We start from the raw sequence: 15,434 nt of genomic DNA, 5'->3' as shown, positions 1-15,434 counted from the left end.
GTGGGACGGGTGCGGGGTCAGGCGCCGTCGGGCACGACGGTCTCGAGGAAGAGTCGGGCGACAGCATCCTCCTGCGCCCCGAGAACGACCTGCACGTTCTTCCCGGTGTCCGCGAGCCCGTGCTCGGCGTCCTCTCCGGGGCCTCGCCGACGGTCCACGATGGTCTGGCCGCGCGCGGGACCGGCCGCCGTCTCGACGCGCACCGGCAGGGTGCGGATGTCCATGAGGTCCGGGGCGACCAGCGAGCAAACGGCGCCGGCGTCGCCGATCCGCGCCGCCTCCGGACCACCGGGCAGACCGTCCTCGTCACGGAGCCAGAATTCGAGCAGATCGCCGAGCGCGGTGGCCAGCGGGTCGGTGCTCCCCGCGAGCCGTGCCACGGACTGCTCGTCCAGCCCCACCCGATCGAAGACGTCGAGGCCGTACATGCGCACGGGCAGCTCGCTCTCGAAGACGATGCGCGCGGCCTCCGGGTCGTGCCACACGTTGAACTCGGCGACCGCTGTCGCGTTCCCGACCGACGCGGAGCCGCCCATCAGCACGATCCCCTGCAGGCGCGCCGCGCTCTCGGGGTACATGCGCAGCAGCAGCGCGACGTTCGTGAGCGGCGCGAGGGCGACCAGGGTGAGCGGCTCGTCGGATGCCTCGATCGTCCTGCGCATGAGCTCGACGGCGTGCAGGTCGGAGACTGGGCGATCACTGTGCGGGAGCGAGATCCCGCCCAGTCCGTCCGCCCCGTGGGCCTGCGCCGCATCGCGCGGCGGCTCGACGAGGGGCCGCCCGGAACCGGCGGCCACGGGCAGATCCTCGGGAGCATCGAGCGCGTCGAGCACGCGGCACGTGTTCTCGAGGACGCGCGCGAGGGGCACATTGCCGTCCACGCAGGTCACGGCGCGCACGTCGACGTCCGGGTGGCGGACCGCGAACATGATCGCCATCGCGTCGTCCACGCCGGTGTCGACGTCGAGCAGGATGTGATGGGTCGCCATCGGGGCCTCCTGGGGGCGTGGTGGAAAGTGCGAGGAGCAGGCGCATGCGACGAGCCCTCATCCCGGCCCGACGTGCAGGCTTCACCTTCGCACGGCGAGGGTCCGCAGCACGTCAAGAGGAGGCACCCGACCTGGCTAGACTGGTCGGCGCATCCGCACCGGTGCGCCGGGTGCACGGCGAGGATGCACGCCTCCATAGCTCAATGGATAGAGCAACGGCCTTCTAATCCGTAGGTTGCAGGTTCGAGTCCTGCTGGGGGCACCACGAACGACACGAGATGCCACGACGACGCGCGGGCATCCCTGTCCCAGCCGTGACCAGGATATCTCCCCGGCGGGGGCTTGCGGCAAGGCCCCCTGCGCGCACCAGAATGCTCCCTCGCACCCGGATCCCCCGGGCGCGCAGGGGCGGAGGCGCACATGGTGGAGTCGCACAAGGCGGAGACGAGTGAGGCGGAGCGGACGCATGACGTCGCGGTGATCGGCGGCGGGCCTACGGGCATGATGCTCGCGGCCGAGCTGCGCCTGCGCGGCGTCGACGTGGTGGTGCTCGAGAGGGAGGCGGAGCCGAGCCGGCTGGTGCGCTCCCTGGGGCTGCACGCGCGCAGCATCGAGATCCTGGACCAGCGCGGGATCCTCGAACGGTTCCTCGCCGAGGGCACCGTCCATCCGGGCGTCGGCCGCTTCGCGGGGATCTCGTCGTCGGCCTCCCCCGAGCTCGACACCGCCCACGGATTCATCCTCGGCATCCCGCAGCCGGTCACGGACCGCCTCCTCGAGGAGAGGGCGCGGGAGCTCGGGGCCGACGTGCGCCGCGGTCGCGAGGTCGTCGCCCTCGCGCAGGACGCCGACGCTGTGGTCCTGGATCTGGCCGACGGCGAGCGCGTGCGGGCCCGCTGGGCGGTCGCGTGCGACGGCGGCCGCAGCCGCATGCGGGCTCTGCTCGGCATCGGCTTCCCCGGCGAGGCCGCGCAGAGCGAATGGCTGCTCGGAGAGATGGAGGTGACGGCGAGCGCCGAGGAGATCGCTGCCGCATCCGAGCGTGTGCGCCGCGAGCATCGCGGCTTCGGTATCGGGCAGTCCTCGAACCCGGGACTGTTCCGTGCGGTCGTGCCGGCCGCGAGCGTCGCCGAGGACCGCTCCGAGCCGCCGTCGTTCGAGGAGTTCCGGGCGCGGCTGCGCGCCTTCGCGGGCACGGACTTCGGTGCGCACTCCCCCGTCTCCCTCACCCGCTTCACCGACGCGACGCGGCTCGCCGAGCTCTACCGCAGCGGCCAGGTGCTGCTCGCCGGGGACGCCGCGCATGTGCATCCGCCGCTCGGCGGTCAGGGGCTGAACCTCGGCATCCAGGACGCCTTCGACCTGGGCTGGAAGCTCGCCGCCGTCGTCCGCGGCGAGGCGCCGGAGGCCCTGCTGGACACCTTCGAGGCCGAGCGCCGCCCGGTCGCCTCCGACGTCCTCACCATGACGCGGGCGCAGAGCGTGCTGATCTCCGGGGACCCCGGCGCGCAGGCGCTGCGCAGGGTTCTCGGCGAGCTGATCGCGCTGCCCGAGGCGGACCGGCTGCTGAGCGAGAAGATCGCCTCCCTCTCGATTCGCTACGACCTCGGGACCCCGGGCGGCGCCGAGGACGATCTCGTCGGCCGCCGCCTTCGCGACATGTCCCTGGGCGCGGGGCGGCTCTATGAGCGGATGCACGATGGACGCTGGCTGCTGGTCGACCCCGACGGGGCGTTCTCGCCCGCGGCCTGGGCCGACGCCGTGGAGCACATCGTCGAGCCCTGCGCGGAGCTGCCTGCGCGCGCCGTACTGCTGCGGCCCGACGGGCACGCGGCCTGGGCTGCGGAGGACCTCGGCTCCGGACGCGGGGCGTCGTCTGCGGTGGAATCGTCCGCAGTGGAATGGTCCGCGGTGGAGTCGTCTGCCGGCGAGGACGCGTCCCGCGAGCAGGCGGGCCTCGAGGCGGTGCTCCAGCACTGGCTGCCCCGGTGACCGCGCTCGCAGTCCTCACCCGACCCGCCCCCCACCGACTCCCCGGCCCACCGCCTACCGTGGCTGCGAGGGCCGGATCGCTGTGCCCTCGTCCATCCACGACGACGTCGGAGGTCCAGGCCATGAACGATGCTTCCACCCCCACCCCGATCACCGCGAGCGCGCCGATCAGCGCCTGGCTCGAGCATCCCAGCGGCGGACCCGTGCTGCGAGCCCTCCTCGAACGCAGCGGGACCGACGTCGCCGCGCTCGGCCCGGTGCTGGGGATGCCGCTCCAGCAGCTCGTGCCGCTGAGCCGCGGCGAGCTCCCCCAGAGTGCGGTCGATGACATGGTCCGCGCCGCGAACGGCGGCGAGATCCCCGCAGAGTCCGACGGCGGCACGGGCCCGGCAGCGGGATCAGGGCCGACGGGCGGGGCCGATGCGTCGGCCGGGCGCTTCGCCGGCCGCACCGTCGTGGTCACCGGAGCCGCCGGCGGCATCGGACGGGCGACGGCCGAGCGCCTGCTCGCCGAGGGCGCGCGCGTGGTCGCGACCGACATCTCCGCCGAGCGGCTCGAGGCGCTCGCGTCCGATGGGGCGGTCGCCGCAGCCGGGGACCGCCTGCTCACCGTCGTCGGCGACCTCGGCTCCGCCGAGACGATCGACGCGATCCTCGCCGCGGCCGGCGAGCGCATCGACGGCCTCGCGAACGTCGCCGGGATCAACGACGACTTCTCCGCGATCCACGAGGTCAGCGACGAGATGTGGGCCAAGGTGTTCGCCGTGAACGTAGGGGGTCTGCTGTCCCTCACTCGGGCGGTGACCTCGCGGATGCTCGAGGCAGGCGGCGGGGCGATCGTGCACGTGGCGAGCGAGGCGGGGTTGCGCGGCTCGGCCTCGGGCGTCGCCTACACGGCCTCCAAGCATGCGGTCGTGGGCATCACGAAGTCGATGGCCTTCATGTATGCGAAGGAGGGGATCAGCACGAACGCGGTCGCCCCGGGCGGCGTCGCGACCGGGATCCCGATGCAGCCGGAGATCGCTCCCTTCGGCAGTGCGCGGCTCGAGGAGGCACGCTCGAACATCCCCTCGATCGCCACGGCCGAACAGCTGGCCTCCTCGATCCTGCACCTGCTCTCCGAGGACGCTTCGAACGTCAACGGCGCCGTGCTCGCGTCCGACGGCGGCTGGTCGGCGGTGTGAAGCCGGCGAGCACCTCGCGGACCGCTCCAGCGGGGTCGTCCGCCGCCATGATCGCCCGGACGAGCGCGGCGCCCGCGATGCCGGTCCCTGCGAGCGCGGGCACGTCGTCGGGGGTCACGTCCCCGATCGCGACGATCGGCAGGCGCGTGGCCGCGAGCAGCTCCCGGTAGCCGTCGACGCCGAGCGGCGCGCGCCCCGAGTCCTTCGTGGGGGTCGGCCGGAAGGGCCCCGCGCCCACGTAGTCCAGCAGCTCCGTCTGCTCCTCGGCCGCACGGACGAGGTCGAGGGTGCCGGTGGTGAGGCCGATGATCGCCCGGGATCCCAGCAGGGTGCGCGCATCCGTGACCGGCAGGTCCCCCTGACCGAGGTGGACGCCGTGGACGCGCTCACCGCGGGACGCGGCGGCGAAGGCCACGTCAGCGCGGTCGTCGACGAGCACCCGGCACGCGGGTGCGACCGCACTCACCGCGCGGGCCACCGCGATCACGAGATCCAGCAGCTCGCGCGCCTCGAGCTCCTTCGCGCGGACCTGGACGATCCCCGCTCCGGCGGCAGCGGCCGCGGCTGCGGTCTCGACGGTGTGCCGGTCGGTCCCTGAGGTGACGAGGTAGCAGCGCAGGTCGAGCGACTGCCTCCTCGCGCGGGCGCCGGCGGGTCCGGTGGGTGGGCGCGTCATGACTCCTCCTCGGTGGACTGCAGGGCGTGCTCGCCGATCTCGTCGAGAGCGTCGAGCAGCGCGGAGCGGAAGGCGCCGGGCCGCGGAGCGTTCCGGGCAGCCCTCTCCCCCGCGACGTCGAGCCATACGGTCGCGGCGCGAGCGGCGAGGACCGCAGGGCCGTCGGTCCCGATGCGCCGCGTCGCGACGAGGCAGGCGGCCGTGAGCGCGCCGAGCAGGCAGCCGGTGCCGGTGACGCGCGTGAGCAGCGGATGGCCCCGTCGGACCTCGATCCCCGCAGTGTTGGGTTCGTCATCCGTTCCCGGCCCGACACCCGCACCCGCACCCGCACCCGCACCCGCACCGACGATCCAGTCGACCGGCCCCGAGACGGCGACGGCGCCTCCGGTGAGGGTGGCGATCCGGGCGGCGGCGCCGCGAGCGCTCTCGGTCGCGTCCGCCGCGTCGGCTCCGCGCCCGCCGGGCCCTCCGCGCAGCGCGAGGACCTCCGAGGCGTTGCCCCGCACCACGTCCGGCCGCAGCTCCACGAGCTCACGGGCGAGGGCCGTGCGCACGGGCGCGCGCCCGATCGCGGTCGGGTCGAGCACCCAGGGGTGACCGGCAGCGATGCTCGCTGCGACGGTCGCGGGGATGCCCGTCATCGCATCGGTGCTGAGGGTCCCGAGGTTCACGAGCAGCGCGTCGGCCGCCCCGGTGACCACGGGCGCCTCGGCCTCGGTCTCGGTCATCATCGGGCGCGCGCCCGCGGCGAGCAGCCCGTCGGCAACGATTCCCATCGACACGGTCGCGGTGACGCAGTGGACGAGCGGCGGGCGACGGCGCACCTCGGCGATGACCGGGGCGACCGCGCGCAGGTCGGAGTCGTCGCGCGGGTCCGTGTCGCCGCGCAGGCCCGGGCCGCCGCGCTGGTCCGGACCCGCGAAAACGTCGGGATCCCCGCTCATCGCCCGGCCCTCCTCGTCGGCTCCCCGGCCACCTGGTCGAGGTCCCGGTCGATCTCCCTCGCGGACAGCCGGGGTCCTGCCGCCGCCCCGATCACCAGCAGGATCCCACCGAGGGCGAGCAGGACGAGCACGGCCGCATGGGCCCCGAGCAGCGCCGAGAGCCCGGGCAGGTAGAACGGGTAGAGCGCGGGAAGGATCAGCGAGAGGCTGTAGCCCATCCCGTAGCCCGTGGACCGCACCGACGTCGGGAAGCGCTCGGAGAGGTAGGCGGAGACCGGCCCGTACGCGGCGACGGTGACGACCTGGAGCGCCGCGGCGAGCACGGCCGCACCGGCCAGCGTGCTCGAGCCCACCGCCGTCCACCACAGCACCGGGCCCAGCACGGTCGCCGCGATCCCCCACCCGATGAGCAGTCGGCGCCTTCCGGTGCTCGTGGAGAGATGCCCGGCGAGCGCCATCGCGAGCGCCTGCGCGCATGAGGCGATGCCCATCGCGACCGAGACGCTGGTCGCCGGAAGGCCCGTGTCCTCGCCGAGCTGGGCGGTGAGCATGATGACGGTCGTGTTCGTGAGCAGCCACAGCCCCGTCATCAGGGTGAAGACCTGCCAGAAGGCGCGCGCCCAGCGTCCGCGCAGCATGGCCGCGATGCCCGTGACGGCGGGCTCGTCCTTCGGCTCGGGCCCCTGGGGCCGCTCGCGCTCGCGCCGGGCGATCGGCGCGTCGACCACGCGTCGTCGGTAGTAGACCAGCATGCCGAGGGAGGCGAGCGCCCCGAGCACGAACAGCGCGCGCCAGCCCCAGGCGGCATAGGCGTCGGGCCCCAGGACCAGCAGCAGCGCGGCGGTCGCGAAGGCGATCGCGGCCTGCGCCCACGGCGCCATCGAGAGGATGAGCCCGCTCATGATGCCGCGCCGTCGCGGGGCCGACCATTCCATGGCCAGGGGGATCGCGGCCGAGTACTCGCCGGCCACGAAGATCCCGCCGAGGAAGCGCAGGCAGAGGATCAGACCGATCGTCCCCGCACCCAGCAGCTCATGGGTGGGCATGGCGGCGATCAGCAGGGCGCAGGCGGCCGTGCCGGTGATCGCGACCTTCGTGGTGCGCGTGCGCCCCAGGCGGTCCGAGATCCTGCCGAAGACCATGCCGCCGACGGGCCTGCCCAGCATCATCGCGATCACCACGATCGCTCCCGTGGTGGCGGCGATCCCCGGGCCCGCGACGACGGCGAGCGCCGGGGTCAGCGCGGTGAGCGGCAGGAACACGTGGACGTTGTCGATGAAGTTGCCGACCACCCCGGCGCGCATTGCGGCGCGGCCCTCGGGCGGCAGCTGCGGCGTCGGACCGGCCGTCGGCGGGTGGGCCGCGGCGACAGTCGTGGGCGGGCTCTTGGGCAGACGTGACCGCATGGCGGACATCCCTTCGTCAGTGCGAACTGCATCAGGTTCCACGGGTGTGATCTCAGCGCGCGCGGCGCACCCCGTGTCCGGCGCGCCAGTATTCCAGAGGCGCCGGCGGGGCCGCGGCGCCGTCCGCGGCGACTACCCTTGCCACGTGAGCACTTCGAACCGTGGAACCGCCGACCGCATCGTCTGGGTCGACTGCGAGATGACCGGACTGGACAAGGAGAAGGACGCGCTCGTCGAGATCGCCGTCCTGGTCACCGATGGTGACCTCAACATCCTCGGGGAGGGCGTGGACGTCGTCGTCAGGCCCCCGGCCGAGGCGCTGGAGCAGATGGGCGACTTCGTGCGCACCATGCACACGAACTCCGGGCTGCTGGAGGAGCTGGACGCGGGCATCACCCTCGAGGCCGCGCAGGAGCAGTGCCTGGCCTACGTGCGCGAGCACTGCCCGGAGGCCGGCAAGGCGCCGCTCGCGGGCAACTCCGTGGGCACCGACCGCGTGTTCCTCGACAAGGACGTGCCGGAGTTCGCCGCCTGGCTCTCCTACCGCACGATCGACGTCTCGAGCCTCAAGGAGCTCGCCAAGCGCTGGTTCCCCCGCGTCTTCTACAACACGCCCGCCAAGCACGGGGGCCACCGCGCCCTCGCCGACATCCGCGAGTCCATCCAGGAGCTCAAGTACTACCGCGAGGTGCTGTTCGTGGCCGACCCGGGGCCGACGACCGCGCAGGCCCAGGCCGCCGCGCGCACCTTCGAGCTCACGGCCGACGGCGAGAGCGCCGACGGGTCCGACGACGCGGCCGCAGGCGCCGCGGGCTCCTCCGCACCGGCGGTGCCGTGGCTGCAGCGCGCCACCCATCGCACCTGGCTGGACTCCGAGGGCGAGGAGCTCCTCGTCTTCGGCGCCGAGTCGCTGCGGGAGGACGGCGGCTTCGGCTGGCTCGACGAGGACGGCGAGCTCGACGGCGACAAGCCGGCCGAGCTCTGGGTGACCTGCCGCATGACCCACTGCTTCGCGCTCGCCACGATGCTGGGCAGCCCCGAGTACGGGCGCTTCGTGGACCACGGCATCGAGTCCCTGCGCACCGTCTTCAAGGACGAGGAGCACGGCGGCTGGTTCTCGAAGATCGCCGGGGAGACCGTCATCGACGACGCCAAGGAGGCCTACGCGCACGCGTTCGTGGTGCTCGCGGCCGCCTCCGCGACCGCCGCCGGACGCCCGCACGCCGCGGAGCTGCTCGAGGAGGCCCTGGGCGTCCTCGACGAGAAGTTCTACGACGAGGAGACGGGGATGAGCGTGGACACCTTCGACCGCGCCTTCACCGTCTGCGAGGAGTACCGGGGCATCAACGCGAACATGCACACGACCGAGGCCCTGCTCGCCGCGGCCGACGTCACCGGGGAGCGCCGCTGGCTGGACCGGGCCATGGGCATCATGACCCGGGCGATCGACGAGTTCGCGCGCGAGCAGGACTGGCTGCTGCCGGAGCACTTCGACACCTCGTGGAACCCGATCCTCGACTACAACGAGGACAAGCCGGCCGATCCGTTCCGCCCCTACGGCGCGACCGTCGGCCATTGGCTCGAGTGGTCCCGCCTGGTGCTGCACGGGCGCGCCGCGCTGCTCGCGAAGGACGGCGAGGCACCCGAGTGGATGCTCGAGGCCGCGAACGCCCTCATGGGCAGGGCCGACGACGCCTTCGGCATGGACGGCGAGCCCGGCTTCCCCTACACGGTGGACTGGGACGGCACGCCCGTGGTGCACGAGCGCATGCACTGGGTCGCCGCCGAGGCGACCGCCGCCGCGGCCGCGATGTTCCAGGTGACGGGCGACCGGAAGTGGGCCGACCGCTACCAGGCCTGGTGGGAGTACGTCAGCGAGTTCCTGCTGGATCCCGAGCGGGGCAGCTGGCACCACGAGCTGGACCGGCGCAACCAGCCCCAGGCGCGCACCTGGGAGGGCAAGCCGGACATCTACCACGCCTACCAGGCCACGCTCATCCCGCGACTGCCCGTCACCCCGACCATGGCCGCCGCGGTCCGCGACGGCCTGGTCGACGAGATCGGCTGATTCAGCCTGGCGGCGCCGCCCTCACATGCGGCGCCGCCCTCAGCCCCGGTCGAGGGCGGCGTCGAGGCGCTCGATCTTCCCGTCGAGCTCGCCCTCGTGCCCGGGGCGGATATCGGCCTTGAGCACGAGGGAGACGCGCGAGCCGTAGCGACCGGCCTCGGCCGTCGCGCGCCGCACGACGCCCATCACCTCGTCCCAGTCGCCCTCGATCTCGGTGAACATCGAGCTGGTGCGGTTCGGGAGCCCGGACTCCCGGACCACGCGGACGGCGGCGGCGACGGCGTCGTGGACGCTCGCGGCGTCGGATCCCTCGGCGAGGTCGCGGGTGAGGCCGGGATCGGAGGGCTCACCGGTGGGCTGGACGGAGAAGGCGATGATCATGCCCCCACTGTTCTCCCCCATCGGCCCGCGGGCAAGCGGATCATGCGCTGACGACGGGCCCGCGGCTCCTCGAGATCCACTCCCGCAGCCGGGAGACCGTGTCCAGGACGGGTGTCCCGGTCGTGTCGATGACCTCGACTTGCCACGCGCGCGGCCTCGCGGCGGGAGGCAGCCAGCGCTCCCATCGCATGCCCGGCTCGCCCGTCGCGACGATCACCTCGGGGGCGTGGGCGGGGTCCGCGGCGTGCCGCCGGTGCCAGCGAGCCCATCCCAGGAACGCGTCGACCTGCGTCGGCGACCACGTCCCGGGATCACGGGCCGCCAATCGGCGTCGGCGCTCCTCGTCCGCGACGTCGAGGAGGCAGACCGCCGCGCGCAGGTCTGCGACCTCCGGGACCGCCAGCAGTTCGCCGATCGGCGACTGGCCCGTGAGCAGCAGGTCCACACCGTGTTCCTCGAGCCGGATCGCCTCGCGCACCCACCAGCGCAGTTCGCGCTGGCGCCAGGCGGTGTCAGCATTGCTCGGCACGCCGCGCTCGTCGCTGTCGTGGACCACGAGGCGCGGAAGATCAGCGCACGAGAAGGCCGCCGTGGTCTTCCCGGAGCAGCTGGAGCCGGTCACGAGCAGGAGCATGCGGCGAGCCTGTCATGACGAGGCGGGATCCGGCTCCTGCTTTTCGGGCCTCTGCGACAGGGCCGGCCTCACCCCGCGATGGGCGGCCGCATCCCTCTCGGCATCGAGCCGACGGTGGGCCTCGATCACGCCCGCGCGCACCGCGGACCGGATCACCCAGTACGCGACGACAGCGACCGTCACCCAGAACATCACGAAGACCAGCAGCATGAGGATCTCCCACCCTGCGAATCCTCCCTCGTCGACCGCTCCCATGTGTGCTCCCCCTCGTCTGTCCGCCGGCTCGTGGGCCGACTGCTCCATCGGGCCCGGAGTCCTCCGGACCGATGCCCCAGTCTGCCGTGCCGGCGAAGTGCAAGGCGTCTCACAGCGAGAACCCCCGTCCGAGGGTGCGGAGCAGGGCCGACGCCCGGTATGCTTGCTTCTCGTTGCGGTCCTCGGAGCGCACATGGTGGTCGTAGCTCAGTAGGTAGAGCTCCTGGTTGTGGTCCAGGCGGTCGCGGGTTCAAATCCCGTCGATCACCCCAAGAAACGCCCTGGTGACAGGGCGTTTTTTCTGTCCGGAGTGCTGTCCGGACATCGTCGTGGACACCGGCGGCGCCCAGCGAGCCCATGCACCCGCCGCCCCGCTCTCATGCGACGCCGCCTCTCCCGCCTCCCACTGCAGCCCGCCACTGCCCGCCGCTGCCCGGGAATCATTCGAATGCCGATTCAGCGAATTCATGATCGATGCGCAGAAAACACCCTGCACCGAATTCTTGGACGCCCTCGACCTGCACATGAACGGTGGTGCACCCTCACACGGCCTCCATTCTTCCTCCATACCTCTCATCAATCCACTTACCGTTCGTCCGCATTCTGTTCACCACCCGTACACCTGACGTACCGCGTCCGTTCCCTCGGGCGGTGAAGTCGACCACGGATCCCCGTCCGAGCCTGTTCCGCGCACCTCGCCGGGCCAGAAACCAGCACCCGTCGATGCCGGGTCGCGACGCCGCGACCTGCACGCCATGGCCGCCGATGTTCCTCACCTGGGGTGATACCGCGTCCGCCCACCGCACCCGACGGCGGCCCGCCCCGCGATCACCGGCCCCGCGCCCCGCACTCGCCACCCGTCCTCCGCGGTGGCCCCCGTCGGCCTGCGGGATCTCCCCGTGACACCGGCGCGACACGACCGATTTCCCCCGGCGGTGCTGGGCTAGACTCGCCGCAAGCATTTCGGTCGCCCGCCCGGAACAACGAACGCATCGGATTCACGGGCACACGCACGAAATGCATCACAGACTCCAGGCGTCACCTCCTGCAGCAAGCGATGAGAGGCAAGGATTCACCAGATGACCGATCCGAAGCAGACATTCGACGTCGCCGTGTGCGGTTGGTGGTACGGGAAGAACTACGGGTCGATCCTCACGTACTACGGCCTGAACCGCGCGATCCAGAACCTCGGCCACTCGGTGCTCATGGTCCACGAGCCCCTGGGCTACAACGGCTTCCGTGTCGAGTGGCCGGACGACATCGTCTCGATGCAGTTCGCCGAGCGCGTCGGCTACCACACCACCCAGCAGATGCACTTCACCGAGCTGCCGCGCCTGAACGAGCGCGCGCGCACCTTCGTGGTGGGCAGCGATCAGCTGTGGAACCCGCTGATCGGCCGCGTGAACAGCGATCTCTTCCTGGACTTCGTCTCCGAGCAGAACAACCGCGTCGCCTACGGCACCTCCTTCGGGAACCGCGGCACGAAGAAGTTCACGCCCGAGTTCATCGCCACCCACGCCGCGCAGCTGCAGCGCTTCAAGGCGATCTCCGTGCGCGAGGGCTATGCGGTGGACACCGCGCGCGACATCTTCGGCGCGAAGGCCTCGCTGGTCGTCGACCCGGTCTTCCTGCTCCCCCGCGAGCACTACGACGAGCTCGCCGCGAAGGCCACGGTCGCCCCCGAGGGCGAGTACCTCAGCGTGTTCTTCCTCGACCCGACCGAGGAGAAGAAGGCCGTCGCGCAGGGCATCGCGGACAAGCTCGGCCTCGAGATCATCCGCGTGATCCCGAACCCCGACGACGGCATCGAGCACTGCCGCACCCTGTGGGCCGACGAGCCGCGCGCCCAGATCCTCGACGAAGACCGTCCGGAGAACTTCCTGCGCACCTACCAGGACGCGGAGTACGTCGTCACCGACAGCTTCCACGGCTCCGCCTTCGCGGCGATCTTCGAGAAGCCCTTCTCCTCGATCTTCAACACCAAGCGCGGTGCGGACCGCTTCAAGAACCTCATGAGCTCGCTCGGCTTCGACGAGACGCGGCGCGTGCGCGAGACCGACTCCCACGAGGACATCGCCGCGAACCCGAACGTCACCCGCGAGATCGACTACTCGACCGCCCGCGACTACATCAGCTCCGGCCGCGAGTCCTCGATGGCATGGCTGAAGGACGCGCTGGACCCGAGCACCACCGGCTCCGCCGCGCTCTACCCGCGCCAGAAGCTCACGCTCACGGCGCCGGAGTTCGCGACCGGGGGCTCCGGCTGGAAGATCGCCCGTCGCGGCAAGCAGACCCGCCTGCGGGTGGCGCGCGACGGCGCCGTGCTGGGCAACCTGGTGTGGACGGATCTGCCGGAGCCGCTCGTCGCGGGCTCGGCCTACCAGCTGCGCATCGACTGGACGCCGACGACCGACGCCAAGAAGGTCAACATCCACGTGCGCAACCCCGAGTCGACGCGCTTCCGCGTCGTCGGCGCCGTGAACGTCGAGGGCGCACGCGGCCAGGCCCGCACCGACACGCTCACCTTCACGGTCTCCGAGCCCGGGTTCACCCAGTTCATGCTGGGCGGCGTGCACTTCACCGGCCGCCGTGCCGGGGCCGACATCCGCAGCATCGAGATCGAGCGGATCACCACCGGCGCCCTCGCCGCGCAGGCCCCGGCCAAGCGCAAGGGCGGGGCTCCCGCGGGCGGCTTCTCCGCCCAGGCGAAGGCGCTCGCGCTCAAGGACTCCGAGCGCCAGGTGCGCTCCTTCGGCCACGCCCGCTCGGCCGACGGGGTCTCCGGCGCCCAGGCGCGGATGATCTTCCACGCGCACGCCATCGAGAAGGGGCTGAGCCGCAGCAACTTCCGACCCGGCTTCGGCGGCCGCGCGGTCCCGGGCCTCGCCAAGGAGATGAACGCCTGGCTCGCCGCGGATCGCGACACTTCGGACGAGTTCCTGCAGAGCTCGGCCGCCGTGATGAAGGCCTACTTCGACCGTCATGACCAGCTCGGCACCGACGTCTCGCACTTCCGCCAGCTGTTCTCCGAGGCAGCCCAGGCCCTCATCGACGACACCACCCATGCCGAGGGCGGCGTGCTGCCGGCCGGGCAGGTCCGGGAGCTCGTCGGCGAGGTGGAGAACGAGGATGCGGAGCGCAGCTTCCTCGACGTCGTCTACGGCCGCCGCAGCGTGCGCGAGTACACCTCCGAGCCCGTGAAGGACGAGGAGATCGCGCGCGCGGTGCAGATCGCGATGCAGTCGCCCTCGGTCTGCAACCGCCAGGGCGCGAGGGTCCACCAGTTCGAGGACCCCGACGTCATCAAGAAGGTGCTGGACATCCAGGGCGGCTTCGCCGGCTACGAGATGCCGCCCAGGCTGCTGCTGGTCTCCGCGGACCTGGACGCGTTCCTCTTCGCGCCCGAGCGCAATCAGCCGTTCGTGGACGGCGGGCTGTTCATGATGTCGCTGCTGCTGGGGCTCACGCAGGTGGGTCTGGGCTCGGTGCCGCTGAACACGGCGATGGGCACGGAGAAGGAGACCAAGATCCGCGAGCTCATCGACATCCCCGACCACGAGGTCTTCATCTCGTTCATCGGCGTGGGCCACTTCGACGAGAACGTCCTGGTGCCCCGTTCGAAGCGCACCGGCGTGCAGCGCGCGCTGGTCCAGCACAAGGACGCCTGAGGCCCGGATCTCCGGCGGGCTCTCCCCCGGTCACGACGAGCGCGCTCACCCTCGGGTGGGCGCGCTCGTCGCGCTCCTGCTCCGCGCGTCCGCGAGCACGCCGTCGAGCCGGTCGCGCGCCGCGTGCAGCTGCTCGATCTGCTGCTCCATCCGCGCCCGCTCGCGCTCCAGCCGCTCGACCATCGCGGCCGTGGTGCGGCCGCTGCGCATGCACGGCAGCAGCTCGGCGATGTCGGCGCTGCTGAGCCCGGCGGCGAAGAGCTGCTGGATGAGCAGCACGCGGTCCACGGCCTCCCCCTGGTAGGAGCGCTGCCCACCGCCCGTGCGCTGCGCCTCGAGCAGTCCCCTCGACTCGTAGTAGCGCAGGGAGCGCACGCTCACCCCGGTGCTCCTCGCGAGCTCGCCGATCCTCAGCATCCCGGTCTCCTCCTGCATCGTGCCTCCCCGCCCCTTGCATCTGACATGGGTGTCAGGTCCTAGTGTCGCGCACATGGACATCGCACACAGCACCGCACTCGTCACCGGAGCCAATCGGGGCATCGGCCGCATCGTCGTCGAGCAGCTGCTCGAGCGGGGCGCCCGGCGCGTCTACGCCACCGCCCGGCGCCCGGAGTCGCTCCCCTTCACCGACCCGCGGGTCGTCCCGCTGCGCCTGGACGTGACCGATGGGGCGCACGCCGCCTCCGCCGCCGAGCAGGCCGGCGACGTCGACCTCATCGTGAACAACGCAGGCATCGCCTCGGCCCAGAACCTGCTCACGGGCGACCTCGAGCGCATCCGCGCCGAGATGGAGACCAACTTCTTCGGCGCCCTGCATGTCTCCCGGGAGTTCGCCCCGGTGCTCGCAGCCCACGGCGGCGGCGCGATCATCAACATCATGTCGCTGCTGTCCTTCCGCACCTTCCCCGGCAACGGCTCGTACGCCGCCTCGAAGGCCGCCGAGTGGCAGCTGACCAACAGCACCCGGCTCGAACTCGCCGCCCAGGGGACGCAGGTCCTGGGCGTCCATCTGGCCTCGACCGACACCGACATGATGGCCGGCTGGGACATCCCCAAGAACGATCCCCGACAGGTCGTGGCGATGTTCCTCGACGCCCTCGAGGCGGGCCGCAGCGAGGTGCTCGACACGGACACCGCCGCGATCAAGGCGCGCCTGGCGAGCACACCCGAGGAGCTCTACGCGGAGCTGGGCTGATCCTCCGGGCCGCTCGAGTCCCCGCTGGGCCGAGGCATCAGC

At 72.0% G+C, this 15,434-nt stretch carries 13 protein-coding genes, 2 tRNA genes and 1 riboswitch; of the genes, 7 read left to right on the top strand and 8 right to left on the bottom strand.

What is annotated here, in order from left to right:
• Window positions 1–17: 17 nt before the first annotated feature.
• Entirely contained in the window at window positions 18–989 is a 972-nt protein-coding gene (locus tag Bra3105_RS00420; protein ID WP_228358149.1) for a nucleoside hydrolase, read from the bottom strand.
• A gap of 189 nt (window positions 990–1,178) precedes the next feature.
• On the opposite strand from Bra3105_RS00420, the gene Bra3105_RS00415 reads away from it, so the two are divergent.
• The 3 genes from Bra3105_RS00415 to Bra3105_RS00405 all read left to right on the top strand — a co-directional run bounded on the left by Bra3105_RS00415 (window position 1,179) and on the right by Bra3105_RS00405 (window position 4,165).
• Window positions 1,179–1,254 (top strand) — tRNA-Arg (locus Bra3105_RS00415).
• Between the two features lie 155 nt (window positions 1,255–1,409).
• Window positions 1,410–2,981, top strand: a complete 1,572-nt coding sequence (locus Bra3105_RS00410) for an FAD-dependent oxidoreductase (RefSeq protein ID WP_228358148.1) — start codon at window positions 1,410–1,412, stop codon at window positions 2,979–2,981.
• Window positions 2,982–3,103: 122 nt separating this feature from the next.
• Window positions 3,104–4,165, top strand: coding sequence for an SDR family NAD(P)-dependent oxidoreductase (locus Bra3105_RS00405; RefSeq protein WP_228358147.1), 1,062 nt, complete (start codon window positions 3,104–3,106; stop codon window positions 4,163–4,165).
• Here Bra3105_RS00405 and Bra3105_RS00400 read toward each other — a convergent pair.
• The 3 genes from Bra3105_RS00400 to Bra3105_RS00390 all read right to left on the bottom strand — a co-directional run bounded on the left by Bra3105_RS00400 (window position 4,119) and on the right by Bra3105_RS00390 (window position 7,191).
• Window positions 4,119–4,841 carry a thiamine phosphate synthase gene (locus Bra3105_RS00400; RefSeq protein ID WP_228358146.1) on the bottom strand — a complete coding sequence of 241 codons (723 nt, stop codon included), beginning with the start codon at window positions 4,839–4,841 and terminating at the stop codon, window positions 4,119–4,121. The genes Bra3105_RS00405 and Bra3105_RS00400 overlap by 47 nt on opposite strands.
• Window positions 4,838–5,785: a hydroxyethylthiazole kinase gene (locus Bra3105_RS00395; RefSeq protein WP_228358145.1), complete on the bottom strand. Its 948-nt coding sequence runs from the start codon at window positions 5,783–5,785 to the stop codon at window positions 4,838–4,840. The genes Bra3105_RS00400 and Bra3105_RS00395 overlap by 4 nt, the downstream gene beginning before the upstream one ends.
• A complete protein-coding gene (locus Bra3105_RS00390; RefSeq protein WP_228358144.1) occupies window positions 5,782–7,191 on the bottom strand; it encodes an MFS transporter in 1,410 nt (469 codons plus the stop codon). Before Bra3105_RS00390 ends, Bra3105_RS00395 begins: the two co-directional genes overlap by 4 nt.
• A riboswitch (TPP riboswitch) is annotated at window positions 7,183–7,275 on the bottom strand. (Overlaps the previous gene by 9 nt.)
• Before the next feature lie 61 nt (window positions 7,276–7,336).
• On the opposite strand from Bra3105_RS00390, the gene orn reads away from it, so the two are divergent.
• Window positions 7,337–9,259, top strand: a complete 1,923-nt coding sequence (gene orn, locus Bra3105_RS18530) for an oligoribonuclease (RefSeq protein WP_323188836.1) — start codon at window positions 7,337–7,339, stop codon at window positions 9,257–9,259.
• Window positions 9,260–9,298: 39 nt separating this feature from the next.
• Here the strand turns inward: orn and Bra3105_RS00375 are convergent, their stop codons facing one another.
• From Bra3105_RS00375 to Bra3105_RS00365, 3 genes are read right to left on the bottom strand one after another with little or no spacing between them, the layout of a single operon-like run.
• Window positions 9,299–9,640 (bottom strand): thiamine-binding protein, encoded by a 342-nt coding sequence (locus Bra3105_RS00375; protein ID WP_228358143.1) that lies wholly within the window; start codon window positions 9,638–9,640, stop codon window positions 9,299–9,301.
• Between the two features lie 40 nt (window positions 9,641–9,680).
• Window positions 9,681–10,274, bottom strand: a complete 594-nt coding sequence (locus Bra3105_RS00370) for a hypothetical protein (RefSeq protein ID WP_228358142.1) — start codon at window positions 10,272–10,274, stop codon at window positions 9,681–9,683.
• A gap of 12 nt (window positions 10,275–10,286) precedes the next feature.
• Window positions 10,287–10,529: a hypothetical protein gene (locus Bra3105_RS00365; protein WP_228358141.1), complete on the bottom strand. Its 243-nt coding sequence runs from the start codon at window positions 10,527–10,529 to the stop codon at window positions 10,287–10,289.
• A 196-nt stretch (window positions 10,530–10,725) separates the two neighbouring features.
• Between Bra3105_RS00365 and Bra3105_RS00360 the strand changes: the two genes are divergently transcribed.
• Together Bra3105_RS00360 and Bra3105_RS00355 are read left to right on the top strand one after the other, a co-directional pair.
• Window positions 10,726–10,801: transfer RNA gene (locus Bra3105_RS00360), tRNA-His, on the top strand.
• A gap of 807 nt (window positions 10,802–11,608) precedes the next feature.
• Window positions 11,609–14,197, top strand: coding sequence for a polysaccharide pyruvyl transferase family protein (locus tag Bra3105_RS00355; protein ID WP_228358140.1), 2,589 nt, complete (start codon window positions 11,609–11,611; stop codon window positions 14,195–14,197).
• A 45-nt stretch (window positions 14,198–14,242) separates the two neighbouring features.
• Here the strand turns inward: Bra3105_RS00355 and Bra3105_RS00350 are convergent, their stop codons facing one another.
• Window positions 14,243–14,632 carry a MerR family transcriptional regulator gene (locus Bra3105_RS00350; RefSeq protein WP_228358139.1) on the bottom strand — a complete coding sequence of 130 codons (390 nt, stop codon included), beginning with the start codon at window positions 14,630–14,632 and terminating at the stop codon, window positions 14,243–14,245.
• A gap of 55 nt (window positions 14,633–14,687) precedes the next feature.
• Between Bra3105_RS00350 and Bra3105_RS00345 the strand changes: the two genes are divergently transcribed.
• Window positions 14,688–15,392, top strand: coding sequence for an SDR family oxidoreductase (locus Bra3105_RS00345; protein WP_228358138.1), 705 nt, complete (start codon window positions 14,688–14,690; stop codon window positions 15,390–15,392).
• Window positions 15,393–15,434: the final 42 nt, after the last annotated feature.

This window comes from Brachybacterium halotolerans subsp. kimchii, from assembly GCF_020792675.1.
Classification (GTDB): Bacteria; Actinomycetota; Actinomycetes; order Actinomycetales; family Dermabacteraceae; genus Brachybacterium; species Brachybacterium halotolerans.
Note: the sequence above shows the minus strand (reverse complement) of the source record. Positions and strands in the feature narration are given on the sequence as shown.